The sequence below is a fragment of the Starkeya nomas genome, assembly GCF_902703545.1.
GTDB lineage: Bacteria > Pseudomonadota > Alphaproteobacteria > Rhizobiales > Xanthobacteraceae > Ancylobacter > Ancylobacter moscoviensis.
Genome location: NZ_CACSAS010000001.1, coordinates 2512076 through 2532839 on the forward strand (window position 1 = coordinate 2512076; position 20764 = coordinate 2532839).

Here is a 20764-nt window from a genome sequence, read left to right on the forward strand (position 1 = left end):
GACGGAGGGTCAGTGCACGAGTGAGAACGGTGCCACTGCTACCCGATTGCGACCGTTGGACTTCGCCTCATACAACGCCCCATCCGCTCGGCGCTGCAGCATTTCCAGCCGCGCCCGCGCCATCGTATCCACCTCGACTGGTGGGAGGGGGGTGTGGGCTACTCCTATGCTACAGGAGCAGTGTAGCGCTTCTTCTCCCAACTCATTGATCGTACTTTGGAATCCGGATCGTATGCGTTCCGCTGCCTGTAGCGCGGCGGTCTCCGTCGCACCGGGTAGCAGAACCGCGAACTCCTCCCCGCCGATACGGGCGACGATGTCGGCCTGGCGCAGATTGAGGCGCAGCGCCTGCGCGAAGGCCACCAGCACGCGGTCGCCGGTGGCGTGGCCGAAGCGGTCATTGACCTGCTTGAAGTGGTCGAGGTCGAGCAGCATGAGCGAGATCGGCCCGGCGCCCATGCAGCACAGCGTGGCGAGTTCCGCGAAGCCGCGCCGGTTCAGAAGCCCCGTCAGCTCGTCGCGCCGCGCCGCGCTGCGATGGATCAGCTCGGCGCGCTCGCGCACCAGCAGCACCAGCGCGCAGTTCAGGAAGATGGTGATGCCGATCGCCACGAGGCCGATGATGGCATTGCGGGGATGGGTGAAGATGACGAGCTGGTTGTCCGACACCTGCGTCGAGGCCAGCGGGATGCGGGCGAGGTTCAGCACGAGAACGACGACCAGCAGCACGAACACGGCGAGCCGCGGCTGCGACGGCACCACCCAGCCACGCCGGGCCTGCACCAGCGAAAGCGTCACCAGCACGCCGATCAGGGCGGAGATCAGCATCACGCGGTTGCCGACCGACTCCCCGAACGCCGGCAACTGGCACAGGGCGATCCAGAGGACGGGAGCGACGAACGCGTAGCCAAGGCACGGCCGCCGCCGGTCGAAGCGGCGCAGGCCGCACCACATCACCCCGTAGGCGAACAGAATCGCCGCGTTGCCCAGCTCGATGGATACGAAATCGGGGATCAGCCCGCGGGCCATGCCTGCGGAGACACCGGCCACCAGAAACCCGGTGAAGGCCGCCCAATAGATGAGCGCCGTCTCTTCCGGGGTCAGCAGCCAGACAAAGAGCATCGACCCGGCCAGCAGCATGCCGACGACCAGGACCACAAGCCACAAGGTCCAGGGATCAAGCAACATGATATGCCGAGCGAACTGCCCGCCGCGATGAACTCCCCCGGCCCCGACTATCGGCGAAACTTTCCGCAGGCCCAAGCGAAAAGGTATCGGGGAACAAAGGGCATCACGGCGACCGCCAAACAAAAAGGGCGGACCGAGGTCCGCCCTTCGAGATTGCCGGTAAAGGCGATATCAGCGCTTCGAGAACTGGAAGCTGCGGCGGGCCTTGGCCTTGCCGTACTTCTTGCGCTCGACCACGCGGCTGTCGCGGGTCAGGAAGCCGCCCTTCTTCAGCGGGCTGCGCAGCTCGGGCTCATAATAGGTGAGCGCGCGGGAGATGCCGTGGCGCAGCGCGCCGGCCTGGCCGGAAAGACCGCCGCCGGAAACGGTGGCGACGACGTCGTACTGGCCGGTGCGGGCCGCCGTGGTGAAGGGCTGCTGGATGATGAGGCGCAACACCGGGCGGGCGAAATAGGTCTCGACGTCACGCTCGTTGACGAGGATCTTGCCGGTGCCCGGACGCACCCACACGCGGGCGACCGCGTTCTTGCGCTTGCCGGTGGCATAGGCGCGGCCCTGCTTGTCCAGCTTCTGGACGTGCTTGGGGGCCTCGGCGGCCTGGGTCTTGAGGGCCTCGAGCCCGTCGAGCGACTGAATGAGCTCAGCCATGATCAGTTCCCCACATTCTTGCGGTTGAGCGCGGCGACGTCGAGCGTCTCCGGCTGCTGGGCCTCATGCGGGTGGCTGCCACCCTTGTAGACGCGCAGATTGCCCATCAGCTTGCGGCCGAGCGGACCGCGCGCCAGCATGCGCTCGACCGCCTTCTCGACCACGCGCTCCGGGAAACGACCATCGAGGATGAACTTCGCAGTCCGCTCCTTGATGCCGCCCGGGAAGCCGGTGTGGTGGTAGTAGACCTTGTCGTCGCGCTTGCGACCGGTCAGCACCACCTTCTCGGCGTTGATGACGACGACATTGTCGCCGCAATCGACGTGGGGGGTGTAGGTGGGCTTGTGCTTACCCTTGAGGCGGGTAGCGATGACGGTCGCGAGACGGCCGACCACGAGGCCGGAAGCGTCGATCACGACCCACTTCTTCTCGATGTCGGCCGGCTTTGCCGAGTAGGTCTTCATGAGATTGTCCATTGCCAAGGGCGCGGGAGCACCCCGCACTTCTCTCGTGGCGGTGCTTCTAGCCGAGAGCCCCCGCAACGTCAATGCAGAGATACGAGAAATAAATACGTAAAATCAATGAGTTGCAAGATAGGTATTTTTATACCTCTCTCTAACCCCTTGAAATGGGCACCGCCACGGCGCGTCCCCCCGCTCCCGGCACCGGCCGCCCTCCCCCGAACGGGAGGCGACACCATATGAAAAGGCGCCTCCGGCGAATGCCGCCCCTGCCGATCAACGCCTCCGGGAAGCCGAGATGAACCACGACCATTATGACGACGCCTATATCGCCGACTGGCTCGGCAAGGTCCGCACCATCGCGGTCGTCGGCGCCAGCCCCAAGCCGGAACGGCCGAGCCACGGCGTCGCCCGCTTCCTCGCGCTCCACGGCTACAAGGTGTTCGCGATCAATCCCGGCCAGGCCGGACGGAACATCGCGGGCCTGCCGACCTATGGACGGCTTGCCGATGTGCCCGAGCCGATCGACATGGTCGACGTGTTCCGCGCGCCGGAATATCTCGCGGCCGTCGTCGACGAGGCCCTCGCCCTTTTGCCGCGCCCGAAGCTGATCTGGACGCAGCTCGGCGTGCGCGACGACAGCGCGGCCGCGAAGGCCGAAGCGGCCGGCGTCGCGGTCATCATGGACCGCTGCCCGGCCATCGAGATCCCGCGCCTGCGCCTGCCGCGCGTGGCCTGACGGCGCCTTAGCTGTCGGGATAGCCGAGGCTCGGCTCCAGACGCTCGAACGTCTCGTCCATCGCGTAGAACGGCGCGAAGGGCAGACCGATATGCCCGAACAGCGGCGAGAGCTGAAGCTCGGCGGTGAACTCGTCGGCCTTCTTGACCGCGGCGAGATAGAGCGCGGCGGCGAGCCCGGTGCGGTCCGACCCGGACCGGCAATGGATGAGAATCGGGCGCGGAACATCGGCGAGCACGCGGAAATACTCCGCCACCTGCTGCTCCGTCAGCTCGCGCTGGGCCGACCATCGCATGTCGATCAGCCGTACATTCGCCTCGCCGGCGATGCGGGCCTCCTCGCGGTACCAGTCGCGCGCCTCGGCACGGCCCCGCAGATTGATGATGGTGCGGATGCCCCGGCTCTCGATCACCTCGCGCAGCCGGTCCGGCGCGAGAGTGCCCGAGCGATAAAGCTCGCCGGGCACCACCGTGTGCAGATTGCCGTTGAGGTAGAACCAGCCGGCATAGAGGCCGATCAGCAGCAGGCCGCCTCCGGCCAGCGCGGCGAGGCCGCGTCTCCAGAGTGCCGGCTTCCTGCCGCTCCCGCGCGATGTTCCAGCCGGCATGTTCCGCCCCGCACGCCCCTTCGCACGCCCCTGCCCTTCGAGAGGCGGCGGCACGCTAGGACGACGAAGCTGTCAGCCGGCTGTCAGGGCGCGCGATGCAAACAACATGACGAGCATGCTGTTTAAATATTTTGCCACCGATATTGCGTTTTTTAACGAAGCTATGAGACTGCCCTCGACCGCTCGACCGAAGCCGTCCAACAGTGCCGTTTCGCGCGCCGACAGGAGAACGCCATGACCGACACCCCCCAGTATAGCCCCGGCTTCGCCACCCTCGCCGTCCATGCCGGCGCCCAGCCGGACCCGACGACCAAGGCGCGCGCGACGCCGATCTACCAGACCACGTCCTTCGTCTTCGACGACGTGGACCACGCGGCCTCGCTGTTCGGGCTCAAGGCCTTCGGCAACATCTATACGCGCATCGGCAACCCGACCAACGCCGTGCTGGAAGAGCGCGTCGCGGCGCTCGAAGGCGGCACCGCCGCGCTCGCCGTCGCCTCCGGCCACGCCGCGCAGCTCCTCACCTTCCAGACGCTGCTCTCGCCGGGCGACGAATTCATCGCCGCGCGCAAGCTCTATGGCGGCTCGATCAACCAGTTCAACCACGCCTTCAAGAGCTTCGGCTGGAACGTGGTGTGGGCCGATTCGGACGATCTCGCCTCCTTCGAGCGCGCCGTCTCGCCGCGCACCAAGGCGATCTTCATCGAATCCATCGCCAATCCCGGCGGCATCGTCACCGACATCGCAGCCATCGCGAAGATCGCCAAGCGCGCGGGCGTGCCGCTGATCGTCGACAACACGCTGGCGACGCCCTACCTCATCCGCCCCTTCGAGCACGGCGCCGACATCGTCATCCATTCGGCCACCAAGTTCCTCGGCGGCCACGGCAACTCGATCGGCGGCGTCATCGTCGACGGCGGCTCGTTCGACTGGCTGCGCGAGGGGCGCTACCCGTTCCTGTCGCAGCCGCGCCCGGAATATGAGGGCATCGTCATCGGCGAGACCTTCGGCAATTTCGCCTTCGCCATCGCCGCGCGCGTGCTGGGCCTGCGCGACCTCGGGCCGGCGCTCTCGCCCTTCAACGCCTTCCTCATCCTGACCGGCATCGAGACGCTGCCGCTGCGCATCCAGCGCCATTGCGACAACGCCCTCGCCGTCGCCCAATTCCTCGCCGAGCACCCCAAGGTCTCCTGGGTGAGCTATCCGGGCCTGCCGGGCGACCGCTATTACAACCTCGCCCGGCAATACGCGCCGAAGGGCGCCGGCGGGGTGTTCACCTTCGGGCTGAAGGGCGGCTACGAGGCGGGCGTGGCGTTGGTGTCGGGTGTGAAGCTGTTCTCGCACCTCGCCAATATCGGCGACACCCGCTCGCTGATCATCCACCCGGCATCGACCACCCACCGCCAGCTCGCCGACGAGCAGAAGACGCTGGCCGGCGCGGGGCCGGACGTGGTGCGGCTGTCGGTCGGCATCGAGGACGCGGCGGACATCATCGCCGATCTGGAGCAGGCGCTGAAAAGCGCCTGATTCCGCCATCTTTCGGCCCACCTTGCCGATTGTGAACGAATTGTGCAGCGCGTCATGCGCGGCGCGCAAAGCTGGGCTGCGGTATATTTCCTACCAAATGGGCAGGATGTCGAATATCTAGGCATCAACATGATTAATGGACGTGCAGCGCCCCGGTCGTCGGGATGCCGCGATCCGTTTCCTAACCGATGGAGATCGACATGCTGCTCTGGGGCCTCGTTGCCAAGCAGATCCGCCGCTGGCAGGCTTACCGCCGCACTCTCGTTGAGCTTTCCCAGCTCGACGACCGCACCCTCGCCGACATCAACGTCTCGCGCGGCGAGATCGCGAATGTTGCGCGCCGTGCTGCCGCTGCGGCCTGAACCGACGGATCGACCGGACGTCGCGTCCGGTCCACGACATGAATGAAACGGCCCCGGACATCTCCGGGGCCGTTTGCTTTTGTGCGGTCGGTGAGGTGACGCCGAAGCCCCCGGCCCCGCGACAGGCTCGCGAGGCCGGGGGCTCGGGGACTATGCCTTTTCGGGCGCGCGCGGCGCGGCGTCGTGATAGGCCATGTAGCTGCGCTGGATCGCGATCTGGTCCGCCAGATACTTGGCGTCGTGCCATACGCCCCAGATGAAGCTGGAGCCGCGCCGCGACTGCCAGGGCAGCCCGAGGAAATAGATGCCCGGCTCGGTGGAGACGCCGCGCTGGTGCTTCGGCTTGCCGCTCGCGTCGAAGGCGTCGACCTTCATCCAGCTATAGTCGACGGCGAAGCCGGTGGCCCAGATGATGGTGGTGATCCCCGCCGCCGCCAGATCGAGCGAGAGGACGGGATCGGTCACGCACGGAGCGTCCGGGACGGTGGCGCGGGCGTCGGGGTCCTGCGGCAGGTCGAGGCCGTTGCGCGCGACATAGGCATCCGCCTCGTCGAGCAGCGAGCGGTTGTTGGCGTCGCCCTGCGAGAGATTCTCGACCAGATCCGGGGCGAAGCGGACCACGCCGTCCTTGTACGACTCGGTCTTGCCGACGAGGACCATGCCATCCGCGGCGAGGCGGCGGAAATCGATGGTGTGGCCGCCGCGCGCGCCGCTGACAGCGATCGTCACGTGCTCCTTGCCGGGCTCCTGGGCGGCGGCGTCCCACTTGCCGAGCACGCCCAGCCACCAGCAGAAGTCGCGGCCGCGATAGGCGCGCGGCGGGCGGTCGTGCGGGCCGACCGAGAGGTAGACGCGCTTGCCCGCCCGCAGGAGCTCCTCGGCGATCTGCACGCCGGACGAGCCCGCGCCGACGACCAGCACGGCCCCCTCGGGAAGCTGGTCGGGGTTGCGGTAGCCGGTCGAGTGCATCTGCAGGATCCCGCTGTCGGCGGGAACGACGGGAGGAATGATCGGGCGCTGGAACGGGCCGGTGGCGGCGACGATCCGGTCGGCCTCGATCACGCCGGTGGAGGTCTCGACGCGGAAGCCGGGACGGCCGGCGTTCCGCTCGACCTTCAGCACCTCGACGCCGCAGCGGATGGGCGCCGCGATCTTGTCGGCATAGGCGACGAAATAGTCGGCGACGGTCTCCTTGGGAGCGAAATCGTCGGGACCCACCTTGGGGTCGACCGCCGAGAATTCGAGCCCCGGAAAGCGGTCGTGCCATGCCGGGCCGTTCGCCACGAGCGAATCCCACCGCTCCGAGCGCCAGCGTTCGGCGATCCGGTGCCGTTCCAGGACGAGATGAGGCACGCCGTTCTTGCCCAGGTGCTCGCTCATGGCCAACCCGGCCTGTCCGGCGCCGATGACCAGCGTGTCTATCTTCTCAACTGACATTTGCCGTCCTTTCTGGCCTTCCAGAATTCGCGCGGGGAAGTGCGGAGATCTGAGTGGCGACTTGCTTCAAATTCGGATCGCCGGGGCGTGGCGGCCCGCAGAACGCTGCGATGCGCCGGCACGCCTGACGTTTTCGAACCCCTCTCGGGTCGAGCCTCCCCGCTCCCCGGCCGGAGCCGGGGGACCGGAAGACATCGCGATGTGCGAGGGGCGGACGAACAGGACGGCGAACGGGCCATCCCGATCATGGGCCGGGAGATCGGGTGCCGGCCCCGCCGGCACCCTCCCCGTAGGCTTTGGAAGCAGCGGCGGCACACGGAGCCTTTCCGTTCCGCCGCTGCCGCACGTCACTGACGGGTGGTCCAGGCGCCGTCCTTCACTTCGCGCAGTTCGAGCACGACCTCGCGCTTGGTCTGGCCGTTCTCGTCGAAGCTGGTGTGGCCCATGGCGCCATCGAACTCGATGCCGCGAATGGCCTTGGCGATGGCCGCCTTGTCCTTGATGCCGGCGGTCTTGAGCGCCTCGATGATGATGTTCGCGGCGTCATAGGCATTCTTGGTGTAGGAGCCGACCGGCTCGGCGAAGTTGGCGGCCTGATAGGCGGCCGTCATCGCGTCGAGCTTGGCGTTGCCGACTTCCTTGGCGATGCCCGAGATCGTGCCGTTCGCGGCTGAGCCGGCGATCTTCAGGAACTCGGGATCGTAGAAGCCGTCCACGCCGATCATCGGCTGGTTCATGCCGAGCTGCACCATCTGCTGGCGCACCAGCCCGGCTTCGGCCACCACGCCGCCGAAATAGATGGCGTCCGGGTTCTCGCCCTTGATCTTGGTGAGCAGGGCGCGGAAATCGGTGGTGCCGACCGGAGCGCTCTCGGCGGCGACGATGGTGCCGCCGTCAGCCTCGAAGAACTTCTTGAAGTTGGCGAGATTGGCCGCGCCGTAGTCGCTGGTGTCGGAGACGATGGCGATGCGCTTGCCGATGTTGCCCACCGCCCACTTGGCGAGCGGCGCATTGGTGTTCACCAGCGTCGTCACGACGCGCGAGACCATCGGGTTGTTCTTCTCGGTGATCTTCGGGCTGATCGCGCCCCAGACCACGAAGGGCACGTTGGCGCGGCTGAACACCGGAATGGTGGCGAGCGCGACGCCGCTGTTCCAGTGGCCGGTCGCGGCGACGACCTTGGGATCGTTGGTGAGCTTCAGGGCGGCGGCGACGCCGGTCTGCGGATTGGCCGCGTCATCGAGGATGACCGGCTCGATCTTGAAAGGAAGGCCGCCGGCGGCGTTGGCCTGGTCGATCGCCAGCTGGAAGCCGTTGCGGGCGGCGATGCCCTGCTGGGCGTTGCCGCCGCTCAGCGGACCGATGAAGCCGATCTTCACGGTCTCCTGAGCCTGCAGCGGAGCAGCCCCGCCAATGCCCGCGAAGGCAAGGACGGCGGCGAGAGCGGCCAAACGCAGGGGCCGCTGGGAATGATGGGAGCGCTTCGGGCGCTCGGCAGACACGAAGGCCATGATCTTTTTCTCCTCTGGAACGGCCGGTAGGCGTGACCATTCACGGTTTGCCGGGAGGCCCGTGACCTCCCACGTGCTGAAATCTGGACTTGCCGCCGTCGGAAAGAAAATCGGAACTTTGGAACCTTTGACCTTGGATTTTCTAAATCAGGCTTCTCGCGCGCGCGAAGAGTCGAAGGCATGGCGTCCGGTCTTCAAAACATCGGACCCATTGATTTGGAAAAAACTATTCTGATCCCGCGCTGCTTTGGGGCAGTGTCCGCGCCACGCGCGACCTTAAGCAGAGCCACCCAAGAGGCCGACCCATGAGCGAGCTCTTCCTCCAGCAATTATTGAACTGGATCACCTTGGGGAGCATCTATGCGCTCATCGCCGTCGGGTTCAGCCTGTTGTTCGGCGTGCTGAACATCATCCATTTCTCGCATGGCGACGTCTCGCTGCTGGCGCCGTTCCTCGCGCTCTCCGTCATCTCCGCCATCGGTTCCGCGCTGGGGGATGCCGGCTCGCTGGGCACCTTCCTCCTCGCGCTTCTGGTCGCCATCGCCATCACCGGGGTGATCGGCGTGCTGCTGGACCTCGTGGTGATACAGAGATTCCGGCAGGCGCCCGCGATGATGGCGCTGGTGGCGACGGTGGCGCTGGGCATCGTGCTGCGCGAGCTGATCCGCCACCTTTTCCCGAACGGCAGCAACCCGCACGCCTTCCCTCGCCTCGTCGAGGGTGACGTGACCATCGCCGGCTTCACGATTCCCCTGTTCAGCGTGATGGTGATCGTCGTTTCCGTGCTCGCCGTCTGCGCGCTGTTCTTCATGCTCAACAACACGCGCCTCGGCCTGCACATCAAGGCGGTCTCGCAGGATCGCGACGCCGCCCGGCTGATGGCCATCAATCCCGGCCGCATCTTCCGCGCCACCTTCTTCGTCGCCTCGGCCATCGGCGCCATCGGCGGCCTGTTCTTCTCCAGCTATGCCGGCATGGCCCGCTTCGACTTCAGCATCGATGTCGGCCTCATCGGCTTCTCGGCCGCGGTGGTCGGCGGGCTGGGCTCGATGCCGGGCGCCATCATCGGCAGCCTGCTGATCGCGGGGCTGGACACGCTGGTCCAGGCCACCGTGCCGAACGGCGCCTCCTACCGCCTGGTGTTCGTCTTCCTGCTCGTCATCGGCGTTCTGGTGTTCCGCCCGTCCGGGCTGATGGGACGCAGCCTTGTGGAGAAAGTCTGATGGCGGAGAGCCTGGCCCTGCCGCGCGACACGTCCAACCCGGTCGTCAGCGCCCTCACGGTGATCGCCGTCCAGCTGGCCGGCGCCCTGTTCCTGCGCCAGTTCCTGCTGATCGACGACTGGCGCCTCGTCATCGGCCTGCTGCTGCTGTTCGGCGCGGCGCTCGTGCTCATGGAACGGGTGCCTTCGCTTGAAGCGCGCGTGGAGGCCGCCTTCGCGCGGCATTCGCGCCTCGCGCTGCTGCTCGGCATCGCCATCGTGCTGGCGTTCCCCTTCGCGCTCGAAGGGAACACCTATGCACTGCACCTGTGCGTCATCTCGATGCTCTACGCGGTGCTCGCGCTGGCCCTGAACTTCCAGCTCGGCAGCGCCAACATCCCGAACTTCGCCACCGGCGCCTCCTACGGCATCGGCGCCTATGCGTCGGCGCTGCTGGCGCTGAACTTCGGCGTCAGCTTCTGGCTGGCGCTGCCGGTGGCCGCGGTGGTGGCGACTATCTTCGGCTTCCTGCTCGGCATCCCCTCGATGCGCACGCGGGACAGCTACCTGGCCCTCGTCACCATCGCCTTCGGCGTGGTGATCCACCAGCTCCTGAACAATCTGGAATTCACCGGCGGCCCGAACGGCCTCGTCGGCATCCCCGCCCCCGAGCTGTTCGGCCACTCCTTCGCCTCCCCGCTGGTGATCTTCGGCCAGGAACTGCCGTCGCAGGCGAACTTCTACTATCTCTCGGCGCTGCTGGTGCTGATCTCCATCGTCTTCGCCCGGCGCCTGCACGATTCCCGCGTCGGCCTCGCCTGGAACGCGCTGCGCACCGACGAGCTGGCGGCGCGCTGCCAGGGCATCAACGTCACCTGGTACAAGGTGCTGGCCTTCGCGGTGGACGCCTTCCTCGCCGGCTTCGCGGGCACGATCTACGCCTTCTATGTGGGCTTCATCTCGCCGGACAACTTCACCTTCCTGGTCTCGGTCACGATCATGACCATGGTGATCGCCGGCGGCATGGACAACATTCTCGGCGTCATTGTCGGCGCCTTCCTGCTGACGCTGCTGCCCGAGAAGCTGCGCGCCTTCTCCGACTACCGGATCCTGTTCTTCGGCGTGACCGTCATCGTCTTCCTGATGATCCGTCCCCAGGGCCTCTTCCCTCAGCGCCTGCGTCGCTACGGACACTGACCATGGGCCTTACTGCCTCCTCCCCCATCGTCCTCGAGGGCGAAAACCTCACGATGCGCTTCGGCGGCCTCGTCGCCATGGCGGAAGTCGCCTTCACGCTGAAGCGCGGCGAAATCCTCGGCATCATCGGGCCGAACGGCGCCGGCAAGTCGACGCTGCTGAACATCATCACCGGCATCTACATCCCGTCCTCGGGCGAGGTGCGGCTGGAGGGCGAGCGCCTGAACGGCGTGCCCGCGCACAAGATCGTCGCGCGCGGCATCGCCCGCACCTTCCAGTCGAGCCGGCTGTTCGGCGACCTCAGCGTGCTCGACAACGTGATCATCGGCCGCCACACCCACACGAAGGCGGGCGTGTTCGACGCCATCTTCCGGCGCGGGCGCGCCAAGGCGGAGCTGGACGCCGCCGCCGCCCATGCCGAGACGCTGCTGAAGAGCGTCTCGCGCGGCCTGCACGAGCAGCGCCACCGCCCGGCCGGCGAGCTGGCGCAGGCGGACCGGCGGCGCCTGGAGATCGCGCGGGCGCTCGCCACCGATCCCAAGGTGCTGCTGCTGGACGAGCCCTCCTCCGGCATGGACGACGCCGACACCGACGCGCTGATGGACGACATCCGCGCCGTGTGCGCCCAGCGGCCCGATCTCGCGCTCATGATCATCGAGCACGACATGCGGCTCGTGGCGAGCCTGCCGCACCGGGTGATGGTGCTGGACTACGGGCAGAAGCTGGCCGACGGGCCCTATGAGGAGATCCGCCGGATACCGCGGGTTCAGGAAGCCTATCTCGGACGCAAGGCGGCGCAGCATGCTGGAGCTTGACAAGGTCGACACCAATTACGGCGTCGTCGCCATGCTGCGCGACGTCTCCTTCAAGGTCGAGGCCGGCGAGGTGGTCTGCGTTCTCGGCCCCAACGGCGCCGGCAAGACCACGACCTTCCGCGCCATCTCCGGCCTGCTGCCGCTGGCCGGCGGCCGTATCCGCATCATGGGTCAGGAGCTCGCGGCGACGCGGACCGAAGCGCTGAGCGCGCTCGGCATCGGCTTCGTGCCGGAAGGCCGCCGCCTGTTCGCCGACATCAGCGTGCGCGACAATATCCGCCTCGGCTTCGAGGCGCAGCGGGCTGAGGGGCGCTTCGCCGACCGGCTGGAGGCCATGCTGGAGCTATTCCCGCGGGTGCGCGAGCGCATCAGCCAGCGGGCCGGCACGCTCTCCGGCGGCGAGCAGGCGATGGTGGCGCTGGCGCGCGCGCTCATCGGTGCGCCGAAGCTCGTCATCATGGACGAACCCTCGCTCGGGCTTTCGCCGAAGCTGATCGACGAGTATTTCGACACGGTCGCGGAGATCAACCGGCGCGGCACGACGGTGCTGCTCATCGAGCAGAACGCCGAGACCGCCCTGTCGATCGCCCATCGCGGCATCATGCTGGTAAAGGGGCGCGTGGTCGCCTCCGGCAAGGCTTCCGAGCTGCTGGAGAACGACGCGGTGCGTCATCTGTACCTATGAACACGCTCGAGCTTCTCGACCGGCTCATCGCCTTTCCGACCGTCAGCCGCGATCCCAACCGCGAGCTGATCGCCTTCGTGCATGATTTCCTCGCCGCGCGCGGCATCGAGGCGCAGATCGTCGCGACGCCGGACGGGCGCAAGGCCAACCTCTTCGCCACGATCGGCCCGGCCGACAGGCCCGGAATCATGCTCTCCGGCCATACGGACGTGGTACCGGTGGAAGGGCAGTCCTGGAGCAGCGATCCGTTCCGCCTGAGGGTCGAGGACGGGCGCGCCTATGGGCGCGGCACCGCCGACATGAAGGGCTTCGTCGCCGCGGCGCTCGCTCTCGCCGAGCGGGCGGCGGGGCGCGAGCTTTCAACGCCGCTTCACCTCGCCCTCAGCCATGACGAGGAAGTCGGCTGCGTCGGCGTGCGCTCGCTCATCGAGCGCATGGAACAGGCGCCGGTGCGCCCGCACATGTGCATCGTCGGCGAGCCGACCGCGCTGCGCATCGCGACGGGCCACAAGGGCAAGCTGGCGGCGCGCGCCACCTGCTGCGGCGTGGAAGGCCATTCCGCGCTCGCCCCCAAGGCGCTCAACGCGATCCATCTGGCCTGCGACTTCGTCGGCGTGCTGCGCGAGCAGCAGGACCGTCTCGCCACTGAGGGCGCGCGCGATCCCGACTACGACATTCCCTACACGACGGTACATGCCGGGGTGATCGGCGGTGGCACGGCGCTCAACATCGTACCGAACCGCTGCACGGTCGATTTCGAGATCCGCAACATCGCGCAGGACGACGCCTCGCAGATCCTGAACCGGCTGATGGACGGCGCCGCGAAGCTGGTCGAGCAGCGCAAGGGCGCGTTTCCGCAAGCCGACATCGTGGTCGACGTGGTGAACACCTATCCCGGCCTCGCCACGCCGGCCGACGCGCCGATCGTCGATTTCGTGCGGCTTCTGGTCGAGGATCCCGCGACCTTCAAGGTGGCCTTCGGCACGGAAGGCGGGCTGTTCGATAGCCGCCTTTCCATCCCGACCGTCATTTGCGGGCCGGGCTCCATGGATCAGGGACACAAGCCGGACGAGTTCATCAGCCTCGACCAGCTCGCCTCGTGCGACCGCATGATGGACCGCCTGCTCGACCGGCTGGCCGCCTAGGCCTGCCGGCCTTCTTCCACGGCACCGCCTGCCTAGGAAGAGTGTCGCACCGAAGGCCGGATGCTTCGGCCTTTCCGAAGCAAGGGGCCGGAAACGAATATTTCCCTTGGTACCGGCACCGCGCCAAGATCGGGCTCATGGACGCACAGTCGCCGGCCGGACCGCCCCGGGATCCCTGCCACTCCATAAAGGTCACCTCATGATCCGCACGGGCGCGCAGTATCTCGAGTCGATCCGCGACGGCCGCGAGGTCTACATCAACGGCGAACGGGTGAAGGACGTGCCGTCCCACCCCATGTTCAAGCCGCTGGTCGATATCCGCGCGCGCATCTACGACATGCAGTGGGACGCCAAGACCCGCGACGTGATGACCTTCACGCAGGACGGCGAGGTCAACGGCATCGGCAACAAGCTGCCCATCACCCAGCAGGACTGGTGGGACAAGCGCCGCGCCACCGACTGCGTGCTGCAGGATGTCGGCGGTGTCGTCACCCGTGTCGGGGACGAGGCCGTCGGGGAGATGTGGTCGCTGTTCGACGGGCAGGACGTGCTCAACGAGGTCGACCCGCGCTTCTCCGAGAACATCCGCAACCACATCGACAAGGTGCTGCACACCGACCCGTTCCACGTCTCGGCCAACACCGACCCGAAAGGCGACCGCTCCAAGCCCCCGCAGGAGCAGGACCCGGACATGCTGCTGCATGTGGTGAAGGAGACGGATGCCGGGATCATCGTGCGCGGGGCGAAGTTCGAAACCGCCGCCGCCTACGCCAACCAGGCCTTCACCAAGCCCACCATCGCGAACTGGGGCGACAGCGCCTATTCGGACTATGCGGTGGGCTTCATCTGCGATCTCGGCTCGCCGGGCATCAAGTTCATCTGCCGCACCGGCTTCGCCGGGCAGAAGCCCGTCGATGACTATCCGGTCTCCAACCGTTTCGACGAGGTGGACGCCCTCGTCATCTTCGACGACGTGCTGATCCCCTGGGAGAACGTGCTGTTCTACCGGCACACCCGGGCGGCGATGTTCATCCGCGCGACGCTGCACCGCTATTCGGCCTTCGCCTTCGTGCAGCGCAACCTGATGTTCGCCGACATGCTCATCGGCGCGGCCCTGTTCAACGTGCGCCAGACCGGGCTCGACCGGCAGCAGGCGGTGCAGGAGAAGCTCTCCCAGCTCGCGGTCTACCGGGAGGGCATCAACGCCCACCTGACCGCCGCCGTCACCCTCGCCGAGCGCTCGCCCGGCGGGCTGCTGATGCCGAACCAGTCGCTGCTCTATGCCGGGCGGGTGCTGGCCTGCTCGCAGCTCCACGAGATGATGCACATCGCGCGCGAGCTGTGCGGCGGCCAGATCTGCGTGACGCCGGACGCGGCGGCCTTCGCCCACCCGGACACCAAGCCCTGGCTCGACAAGTTCTATACCGTCAACGAGGACTGGGTGGCGGACGACCGGCGCAAGCTGCTGGCCTTCGCCCGCGACATCCTGAACTCGGACCATGCGGGCCACCGCCTGACCTTCCAGCTCTTCGCCCAGTCCCCGCCCTTCGCCCATCTGGCCGCGGTCTACCGCAACTTCGATTGGGACGGCCCGCTGGAACTGGTGAAGAAGTCCGCCGGCCTTTCCGACCGGGTGCTGGGAACCGCGACGCGAACGGCCGGCGACAGCGCCATCTCCCGATGGTTCGACCCGTCCATGAACCGCGCGGCCGCCGAGTGAGCCGCCCCCGAGCGCGGAACTGAAGACGGGCCGCCCCGACACTGCCTTCCACGACCTGACGTCACTTCGAGGTAATGAAATGATCCACCGCCGCATCCGCCCGTTCAACACCGCCAAGACCTATCCCGAGCAGCGCCTCGACAACGATCTCGCCCAGGCGGTCGTCGCGCGCGGCGCCACCATCTTCCTGCGCGGCCAGTGCCCGCAGGATCTCGACACGGCGGAAGACGTGGGCATCGGCGACCCCGTCGCCCAGACCCACAAGGTGATGCAGAACATCCGCCAGCTCGTCCAGGAGTCCGGCGGCACGATGGAGCATGTGTGCAAGCTGGTGGTGTATCTCACCGATGTGCGCCATCGCGAGGCGGTCTACCGCACCATGGGCGAGTACATCAAAGGCGTGCACCCGGTGTGCACCGGCCTCGTCGTGGTCGCCCTCGCCCGCCCCAGCTGGCTGGTCGAGATCGACGCCACGGCCGTGATCCCGGATTGATGGCGTCTGGATCGAAGCCATGACCTTCTCCATCGCCGCGCGCTGCGCGAAGACGGGCCGCTTCGGCATCGTCATCTCCTCCTCATCGCCGGCGGTGGCCGCCCGCTGCGCCCATGTGCGCGCGGGCGTCGGCGCCGTGTGTTCCCAGAACATCACCGACCCGCGGCTGGGGCCCGCGGCGCTCGACCTGATGGCGCTCGGCGCTTCCGCGCCGGCCGCACTCGAGGCGCTGACCAGCTCGCGTGCCCATATCGACCACCGCCAGCTCACCGCCGTCGATGCCGCGGGCCGGACCTCCACCTTCTCCGGCTCCGGCACGCTCGGCACCTGGGGCGTGGCGGAGGGACGCGACTGCGTGGCCGCCGGCAACCTGCTCGCCGCCCCCACGGTCCCGGCCGCCATGGTGGCCGCGTTCGAGGCGGCGGAAGGCGAGCTGGGCGACCGGCTGATCGCCGCCCTTCAGGCCGGCCTTGCCTCTGGGGGCGAAGCCGGGCCCGTGCACTCCGCCGGCCTGCTGATGGCGGGAGAGGAGGCCTGGCCCATCGCCGACCTGCGCGTGGACTGGGACGAGACCGACCCGATCGGCCGCCTCGCGGCGCTGTGGGAACTCTACAAGCCGCAGATGGAGGCTTATGTGCAGCGGGCGCTGGAGCCGGTGGCGGCACCGAGCTACGGCGTTCCCGGCGACGAGTAGTTCCCTTCAACGGCCGAAGCCGGGCTCCCTTCGGCGGGCCCGGCTTCGCGCAAGCTCCCCGCGCGGGGACAACTCGCGCGGCGCCTCGGAACAGGGTATGGAACCCTCCATGCGCTACACGCTGAGGCAGCTCGAATATTTCATCGCCGCCGGCGAGACCGGCTCGATCACGCTCGCTTCCGAGCGCATCAGCATTTCCCAGCCGTCCATCTCCACGGCGATCAGCCATCTGGAGCAGGAGCTCGGGGTCCAGCTCTTCGTCCGCCATCACGCCCAGGGCCTGTCGCTGACGCCGGTGGGGCGCAAGCTGCTGGCCGAGGCCAAGCATCTGATCGAGCAGGCGGAGGGCCTCTACGCCGTCGCCTCGGAGGCCACCGATCAGGTGCGCGGGCAGCTCTCGGTCGGCTGCATGGTGACGCTGGCGCCGATGATCATCCCGGAGCTGTCCCACGGCTTCATGTCGGCCTTTCCCGGCACGCAGATCCGCCATGTGGAAGCGAACCAGGAATGGCTGCTGGAAGGACTGCGGCGGGCCGAGATCGACATCGCCGTCACCTACGACCTGCAGATTCCCGACGGCATCGCCTTCACGCCGCTGGCCAGCCTGCCGGCGCATGTGGTGGTGAGCGAGGCGCACCCCTTCGCGCGGCTTTCCGCCGTCAGCCTGCAGGAACTGGCCGAGCAGCCGCTCATCCTCCTCGACCTGCCGCTCAGCTCGGAATATTTCCTCGCGCTGTTCCTGAAGGAAGGCCTGCAGCCGAAGATCCATTCGCGCTCCGCCCATCAGGAGGTGGTGCGGACCATGGTGGCCAACGGCTACGGCTACACGCTTGCCAATGTGCGGCCCCGCTCGGACCTCGCGCTCGACGGCCGGCGGGTGGTGAAGGTGCGCCTCGCCGGCGACCACCGGCCGATGGTGATCGGCACCGCCACGGTCTCGCAGTTCAAGAAATCCCGCCTGCTGCAGGCGTTCGAGACGCATTGCCGTTCCTTCATCTCCGACGCCTATATTCCCGGCATGGTGGCGCCCGCGGTCGAGCGCCGGATGAAAAAGCCGTAGGCCGCCCTACCTCCCCTCGTCGGGCCCGGCCCGGCGAAGGCCGGAATGTCTCAATCGCGAGGTGCCGAGATGCATGTGAAGACGAGCTTTCTTTTCGATCTCGACGGAACGCTGGTCGACAGCGTCTACCAGCACGTCGCCGCGTGGAAGGAAGCTCTGGACCAGGAGGGCATCGAGCTGTCCTTCTGGCGCATCCACCGCAAGATCGGCATGAGCGGCGGCCTCTTCACCAACCAGCTGCTGCGCGAGACGCAGGTGGAGATCAGCGACGAGCGGATCGACCGCCTTCGCCGCCGGCATGCGGAAGCCTACAACCGGCTGTCGGGCACGGTCCGCCCGCTGCCGGGCGCCCGCGCGCTGCTGTCGACGCTGACGGCCAACGGCATCGACTGGGCGATCGCGACCAGCGGCCGGATGGAGACCGCGGCGCCCAACATCGCCGCGCTCGGCATCGACCCGAGCGCCGTGCCCATCGTCACCCGCGACCAGGTCCGCTACGCCAAGCCGGACCCCGACCTGTTCCTCGCGGCGGCCGAGCGGCTGGGCGTCGACATACGCACGACGGCGGTCGTCGGCGACAGCATATGGGACATGCTGGCGGCGGTGCGGTGCGGCGCGCTCGGGATCGGCCTGCTGTCGGGGGGCTACGGCGACGCCGAGCTGCGGGGCGCCGGCGCCTATCGCGTCTTCGAGGACCCCGCCGACCTGCTGGGCCATCTCGACGAGGTGGGTGGCCGGCTCTGACGCGGTTCCCGAATTCGGGAACCTCCGCCGGCCTCGCCGCTTGTTCCCGCGACACGCATGAACGTGTCGCGGAAGGGCAGCGCCCATGGCATCACGCGGCTTCTGGAAGGGCTATCTCAAGCTCTCGCTCGTCACCTGCCCGGTGGCCATGACGCCGGCGACCGGCGAGGCGGAGAAGATCCGGTTCCACACGCTGAACAGGGCGACCGGAAACCGGGTCGAGGGCATCTATATCGACGCCGAAAGCGGCAGGCGGGTCGATGACGACGACCAGGCGCGCGGCTACGAGCGCGAACCGGGAAACTACGTCGTCATCGAGGACGACGAACTCGATGCCGTTGCGCTGGAAAGCACGCGCACCATCGACATCGATACCTTCGTGCGCGCCGACAGCATCGAATGGCTCTGGTACGACAAGCCGCACTTCCTCATGCCGGACGATCCGGTCGGCGAGGAAGCCTTCGCCGTCATCCGCGAGGCGATGGCCGTGACCGGCACGGTCGGCCTTTCCCGGCTGGTGATGTACCGGCGCGAGCGCCCGGTGATGCTGGAGCCGCGCGAGCGGGGCATCGTGCTGTGGACCCTGCACTATGCGGACGAGCTGCGCGCGCCGGAGGGCTATTTCGAGGACATCGACGGCAAGGCCGACCCGGATCTCGTCGGCCTCGTCTCCCGGCTGATCGACCGGCGCACGCGCGACTGGGACAGGACGCTTGTGCACGATCCCCTGCAGGAGAACCTGCGGGCGCTGATCGAGGAAAAGAAGAAGCGCCGGCGTCCCACCAAGGCACGGCGCGGGCGCGGCGGCGGCGAGACGCCCACCAACGTCGTGGACATCACGGCGGCGCTGAAGAAGAGCCTCGCGGCGGAAGAAGCGCGCAAACGCCCCGGCAAGTGACCCGCATGCCCCGCCCGCGCGCCGACGGCGTCAGGGCGTGCGCCGCTTGCCGCCGGCAGCGGAGGGCAGCGGCGCGGCGGCCTTGCGGAAGCCGCTCCACGGATCGGACGACAGGTTGGCGAGGCGCGACGGCGCGGTGTCGAGGGTGAACTGCGCCGCGCCCGTCAGCTGATCGAGCTCCTCCCAGGCCACCGGCATGGCGACCGCCGCCCCCGGCCGGGCCCGCACGCCATAGGGGGCAATCGCCGTCGCGCCGCGCGCATTGCGCAGATAATCCACGAAGATGCGGCCCTTGCGCCGGGCCTTGGTGGCCACGGCGATGTAGCGCTGCGGATCGTCCGCCGCCATCGCCTCGGCGATGCCTTTGGCGAAGTCCTTCACCGCGTTCCACCCGGCCTTCGGCTCCAGCGGCACGACGACGTGAAGGCCCTTGCCGCCGGAGGTCTTGACGAAGGCCGGCAGGTCCGCCGCCTCCAGCCGGGCGCGCACCTCGCGCGCACCGGCAACGACGTCGGGCCACGCGACATCCTCGCCGGGATCGAGATCGAAGATCATCGTGTCCGGCCGCTCGATATCCGCCAGCGGCGCGCCCCAGGGATGGATTTCCAGCGCGCCGGCCTGCACCAGCGCCGTCAGGCCGTCGAAATCGTCGATGACGAGCAGTTCCTCGCCGTCCGTGTCCTTCTTCACCTTGATCGCGCGATTGATGCCGCGCCAGGAGTGCTTCTGGAAGAAGCAGGCCTGGGCAATGCCGTCCGGACAGCGCAACAGGGCCAGCGGGCGCGCGACGATGAAGGGGGCGATGAAAGACCAGACCTGCGCGTAGTAATCCGCGAGGCCCTGCTTGGTGACGCCGTCTTCCGGCCAGTAGATGCGATCCGGATGGGTGAGCTTCACCCCGCTGCGCGGCATCTTCCCCTCCCTGGCAGACGCACCCTGCGCCGCAGGCCCATCCTCGCGCACGATCTCACGCGCCGGCTTGTCCTCGCGCAAGCCCCGGAAGGCCGCGTGGCGCAGATGCTGCTCGCCGGTCCAGCCGCGGAACTCGATCTCCGCGACCAGCTCGGGCGTGACATAGGCGACGCCGCGCCGCTCCTCCGCCGAGAGCGACCCGGCAAAGGGGCTGCGGTCGCGCTCCAGGGTGGACAGGCGCTCGCGCAGCTCGCGCGCCACGCGCTGGGAGAAGCCGGTGCCCACGCGGCCCACATGGCGCAGCCGGCCCTCCTCGTACACGCCCAGCACCAGCGAGCCGACGGCGCCCTTCTGCGCGGTCGAGGGCACGAAGCCGCCGATGACGAATTCCTGCCGGAAGGCGCATTTGGACTTCAGCCAGTCCTTGCCCCGGCCGGAACGGTAGGGCGAGGCCATGCGCTTGGACACCAACCCCTCGAGGCTGAGGCGGCAGGCGTGGCGCAGCATGGTGGGGCCGTCGACCTCGAAGGGCTCGCTCAGCCTCAGCGGCGGCGGCGCGCCTCCCATCACCTTCGCCAGAGCCTCCTTGCGGACCCGCAGCGGGCGGTCGCGCAGGTCGCGGCCGTCGAGAAAGAGGAGGTCGAAGACGTAGAAGACGAAGCGGTCGCGCCGGCCTTCGGAAAGGTCCTGCTGCAGAAGGGAGAAGTTCGAGGCGCCGGA

The 20764-nt window shown here is 67.9% G+C and carries 21 protein-coding genes; 14 read left to right on the forward strand and 7 right to left on the reverse strand.

Annotation, left to right across the window (positions count from 1 at the left end; all coding sequences use genetic code 11):
- Positions 1-9: 9 nt before the first annotated feature.
- The 3 genes from STARVERO_RS12220 to rplM form a co-directional block, all read right to left on the reverse strand.
- On the reverse strand, positions 10-1158 hold the full coding sequence (locus tag STARVERO_RS12220; RefSeq protein WP_244616905.1) for a GGDEF domain-containing protein: 1149 nt from the start codon (positions 1156-1158) through the stop codon (positions 10-12).
- A 201-nt stretch (positions 1159-1359) separates the two neighbouring features.
- Entirely contained in the window at positions 1360-1836 is a 477-nt protein-coding gene (gene rpsI, locus STARVERO_RS12225) for a 30S ribosomal protein S9 (RefSeq protein WP_144342618.1), read from the reverse strand.
- Between the two features lie 2 nt (positions 1837-1838).
- Positions 1839-2300, reverse strand: a complete 462-nt coding sequence (gene rplM, locus STARVERO_RS12230; protein WP_144342617.1) for a 50S ribosomal protein L13 — start codon at positions 2298-2300, stop codon at positions 1839-1841.
- 295 nt (positions 2301-2595) lie between these two features.
- Between rplM and STARVERO_RS12235 the strand changes: the two genes are divergently transcribed.
- Entirely contained in the window at positions 2596-3036 is a 441-nt protein-coding gene (locus STARVERO_RS12235; protein ID WP_159599036.1) for a CoA-binding protein, read from the forward strand.
- 7 nt (positions 3037-3043) lie between these two features.
- On the opposite strand, the gene STARVERO_RS12240 is transcribed toward STARVERO_RS12235, so the two are convergent.
- The gene (locus tag STARVERO_RS12240) at positions 3044-3643 is read right to left on the reverse strand and encodes a tyrosine-protein phosphatase (RefSeq protein ID WP_144342615.1); all 600 of its coding nucleotides are present in this window, start codon (positions 3641-3643) and stop codon (positions 3044-3046) included.
- A gap of 234 nt (positions 3644-3877) precedes the next feature.
- Here STARVERO_RS12240 and STARVERO_RS12245 point away from each other — a divergent pair, with 234 nt between their 5' ends.
- Positions 3878-5170 carry an O-acetylhomoserine aminocarboxypropyltransferase gene (locus STARVERO_RS12245; protein WP_159599038.1) on the forward strand — a complete coding sequence of 431 codons (1293 nt, stop codon included), beginning with the start codon at positions 3878-3880 and terminating at the stop codon, positions 5168-5170.
- A gap of 200 nt (positions 5171-5370) precedes the next feature.
- Positions 5371-5532 carry a DUF1127 domain-containing protein gene (locus tag STARVERO_RS12250; RefSeq protein ID WP_144342613.1) on the forward strand — a complete coding sequence of 54 codons (162 nt, stop codon included), beginning with the start codon at positions 5371-5373 and terminating at the stop codon, positions 5530-5532.
- Between the two features lie 150 nt (positions 5533-5682).
- On the opposite strand, the gene STARVERO_RS12255 is transcribed toward STARVERO_RS12250, so the two are convergent.
- Together STARVERO_RS12255 and STARVERO_RS12260 are read right to left on the reverse strand one after the other, a co-directional pair.
- Positions 5683-6969: a flavin-containing monooxygenase gene (locus tag STARVERO_RS12255; protein WP_159599040.1), complete on the reverse strand. Its 1287-nt coding sequence runs from the start codon at positions 6967-6969 to the stop codon at positions 5683-5685.
- Positions 6970-7316: 347 nt separating this feature from the next.
- On the reverse strand, positions 7317-8480 hold the full coding sequence (locus tag STARVERO_RS12260) for a branched-chain amino acid ABC transporter substrate-binding protein (protein ID WP_159599042.1): 1164 nt from the start codon (positions 8478-8480) through the stop codon (positions 7317-7319).
- A gap of 305 nt (positions 8481-8785) precedes the next feature.
- Between STARVERO_RS12260 and STARVERO_RS12265 the strand changes: the two genes are divergently transcribed.
- The 11 genes from STARVERO_RS12265 (at position 8786) to ku (ending at position 19132) form a co-directional block, all read left to right on the forward strand.
- Complete coding sequence (locus tag STARVERO_RS12265; protein WP_144342610.1) at positions 8786-9703, forward strand: branched-chain amino acid ABC transporter permease; 918 nt, start codon at positions 8786-8788, stop codon at positions 9701-9703.
- Positions 9703-10878: a branched-chain amino acid ABC transporter permease gene (locus STARVERO_RS12270; RefSeq protein ID WP_159599044.1), complete on the forward strand. Its 1176-nt coding sequence runs from the start codon at positions 9703-9705 to the stop codon at positions 10876-10878. Before STARVERO_RS12265 ends, STARVERO_RS12270 begins: the two co-directional genes overlap by 1 nt.
- Positions 10879-10880: 2 nt before the next feature.
- Positions 10881-11693, forward strand: a complete 813-nt coding sequence (locus tag STARVERO_RS12275) for an ABC transporter ATP-binding protein (protein ID WP_159599046.1) — start codon at positions 10881-10883, stop codon at positions 11691-11693.
- Entirely contained in the window at positions 11680-12378 is a 699-nt protein-coding gene (locus tag STARVERO_RS12280) for an ABC transporter ATP-binding protein (RefSeq protein ID WP_144342607.1), read from the forward strand. The genes STARVERO_RS12275 and STARVERO_RS12280 overlap by 14 nt, the downstream gene beginning before the upstream one ends.
- The gene (gene argE, locus STARVERO_RS12285) at positions 12375-13523 is read left to right on the forward strand and encodes an acetylornithine deacetylase (RefSeq protein ID WP_144342606.1); all 1149 of its coding nucleotides are present in this window, start codon (positions 12375-12377) and stop codon (positions 13521-13523) included. The genes STARVERO_RS12280 and argE overlap by 4 nt, the downstream gene beginning before the upstream one ends.
- A 199-nt stretch (positions 13524-13722) precedes the next feature.
- Positions 13723-15243 carry a 4-hydroxyphenylacetate 3-hydroxylase family protein gene (locus STARVERO_RS12290; protein ID WP_159599048.1) on the forward strand — a complete coding sequence of 507 codons (1521 nt, stop codon included), beginning with the start codon at positions 13723-13725 and terminating at the stop codon, positions 15241-15243.
- 79 nt (positions 15244-15322) lie between these two features.
- Complete coding sequence (locus STARVERO_RS12295) at positions 15323-15736, forward strand: RidA family protein (RefSeq protein ID WP_144342604.1); 414 nt, start codon at positions 15323-15325, stop codon at positions 15734-15736.
- 19 nt (positions 15737-15755) lie between these two features.
- Positions 15756-16430 (forward strand): DUF1028 domain-containing protein, encoded by a 675-nt coding sequence (locus STARVERO_RS12300; protein ID WP_159599050.1) that lies wholly within the window; start codon positions 15756-15758, stop codon positions 16428-16430.
- 109 nt (positions 16431-16539) lie between these two features.
- Entirely contained in the window at positions 16540-17490 is a 951-nt protein-coding gene (locus tag STARVERO_RS12305; RefSeq protein WP_144342602.1) for a LysR family transcriptional regulator, read from the forward strand.
- A gap of 69 nt (positions 17491-17559) precedes the next feature.
- Positions 17560-18234, forward strand: a complete 675-nt coding sequence (locus tag STARVERO_RS12310; RefSeq protein WP_144342839.1) for an HAD family hydrolase — start codon at positions 17560-17562, stop codon at positions 18232-18234.
- Between the two features lie 85 nt (positions 18235-18319).
- Positions 18320-19132 (forward strand): non-homologous end joining protein Ku, encoded by an 813-nt coding sequence (gene ku, locus STARVERO_RS12315; protein WP_159599052.1) that lies wholly within the window; start codon positions 18320-18322, stop codon positions 19130-19132.
- Between the two features lie 30 nt (positions 19133-19162).
- Here the strand turns inward: ku and ligD are convergent.
- Positions 19163-20764, reverse strand: a 1602-nt coding sequence (ligD, locus tag STARVERO_RS12320) for a DNA ligase D (RefSeq protein ID WP_159599054.1), incomplete at its 5' end; no start/stop codon positions are given.

Coding starts and splice junctions, on each gene's coding strand:
- argE (WP_144342606.1), top strand. CDS start 12,375: ATGAACACGCTCGAGCTTCTCGACCGGCTCATCGCCTTTCCGACCGTC.
- STARVERO_RS12245 (WP_159599038.1), top strand. CDS start 3,878: ATGACCGACACCCCCCAGTATAGCCCCGGCTTCGCCACCCTCGCCGTC.
- STARVERO_RS12265 (WP_144342610.1), top strand. CDS start 8,786: ATGAGCGAGCTCTTCCTCCAGCAATTATTGAACTGGATCACCTTGGGG.
- STARVERO_RS12250 (WP_144342613.1), top strand. CDS start 5,371: ATGCTGCTCTGGGGCCTCGTTGCCAAGCAGATCCGCCGCTGGCAGGCT.
- STARVERO_RS12300 (WP_159599050.1), top strand. CDS start 15,756: ATGACCTTCTCCATCGCCGCGCGCTGCGCGAAGACGGGCCGCTTCGGC.
- STARVERO_RS12260 (WP_159599042.1), bottom strand. CDS start 8,480: ATGGCCTTCGTGTCTGCCGAGCGCCCGAAGCGCTCCCATCATTCCCAG.
- STARVERO_RS12295 (WP_144342604.1), top strand. CDS start 15,323: ATGATCCACCGCCGCATCCGCCCGTTCAACACCGCCAAGACCTATCCC.
- STARVERO_RS12235 (WP_159599036.1), top strand. CDS start 2,596: ATGAACCACGACCATTATGACGACGCCTATATCGCCGACTGGCTCGGC.
- STARVERO_RS12275 (WP_159599046.1), top strand. CDS start 10,881: ATGGGCCTTACTGCCTCCTCCCCCATCGTCCTCGAGGGCGAAAACCTC.
- STARVERO_RS12290 (WP_159599048.1), top strand. CDS start 13,723: ATGATCCGCACGGGCGCGCAGTATCTCGAGTCGATCCGCGACGGCCGC.
- STARVERO_RS12270 (WP_159599044.1), top strand. CDS start 9,703: ATGGCGGAGAGCCTGGCCCTGCCGCGCGACACGTCCAACCCGGTCGTC.
- STARVERO_RS12280 (WP_144342607.1), top strand. CDS start 11,680: ATGCTGGAGCTTGACAAGGTCGACACCAATTACGGCGTCGTCGCCATG.
- STARVERO_RS12310 (WP_144342839.1), top strand. CDS start 17,560: ATGCATGTGAAGACGAGCTTTCTTTTCGATCTCGACGGAACGCTGGTC.
- STARVERO_RS12240 (WP_144342615.1), bottom strand. CDS start 3,643: ATGCCGGCTGGAACATCGCGCGGGAGCGGCAGGAAGCCGGCACTCTGG.
- STARVERO_RS12305 (WP_144342602.1), top strand. CDS start 16,540: ATGCGCTACACGCTGAGGCAGCTCGAATATTTCATCGCCGCCGGCGAG.
- ku (WP_159599052.1), top strand. CDS start 18,320: ATGGCATCACGCGGCTTCTGGAAGGGCTATCTCAAGCTCTCGCTCGTC.
- rpsI (WP_144342618.1), bottom strand. CDS start 1,836: ATGGCTGAGCTCATTCAGTCGCTCGACGGGCTCGAGGCCCTCAAGACC.
- rplM (WP_144342617.1), bottom strand. CDS start 2,300: ATGAAGACCTACTCGGCAAAGCCGGCCGACATCGAGAAGAAGTGGGTC.
- STARVERO_RS12255 (WP_159599040.1), bottom strand. CDS start 6,969: ATGTCAGTTGAGAAGATAGACACGCTGGTCATCGGCGCCGGACAGGCC.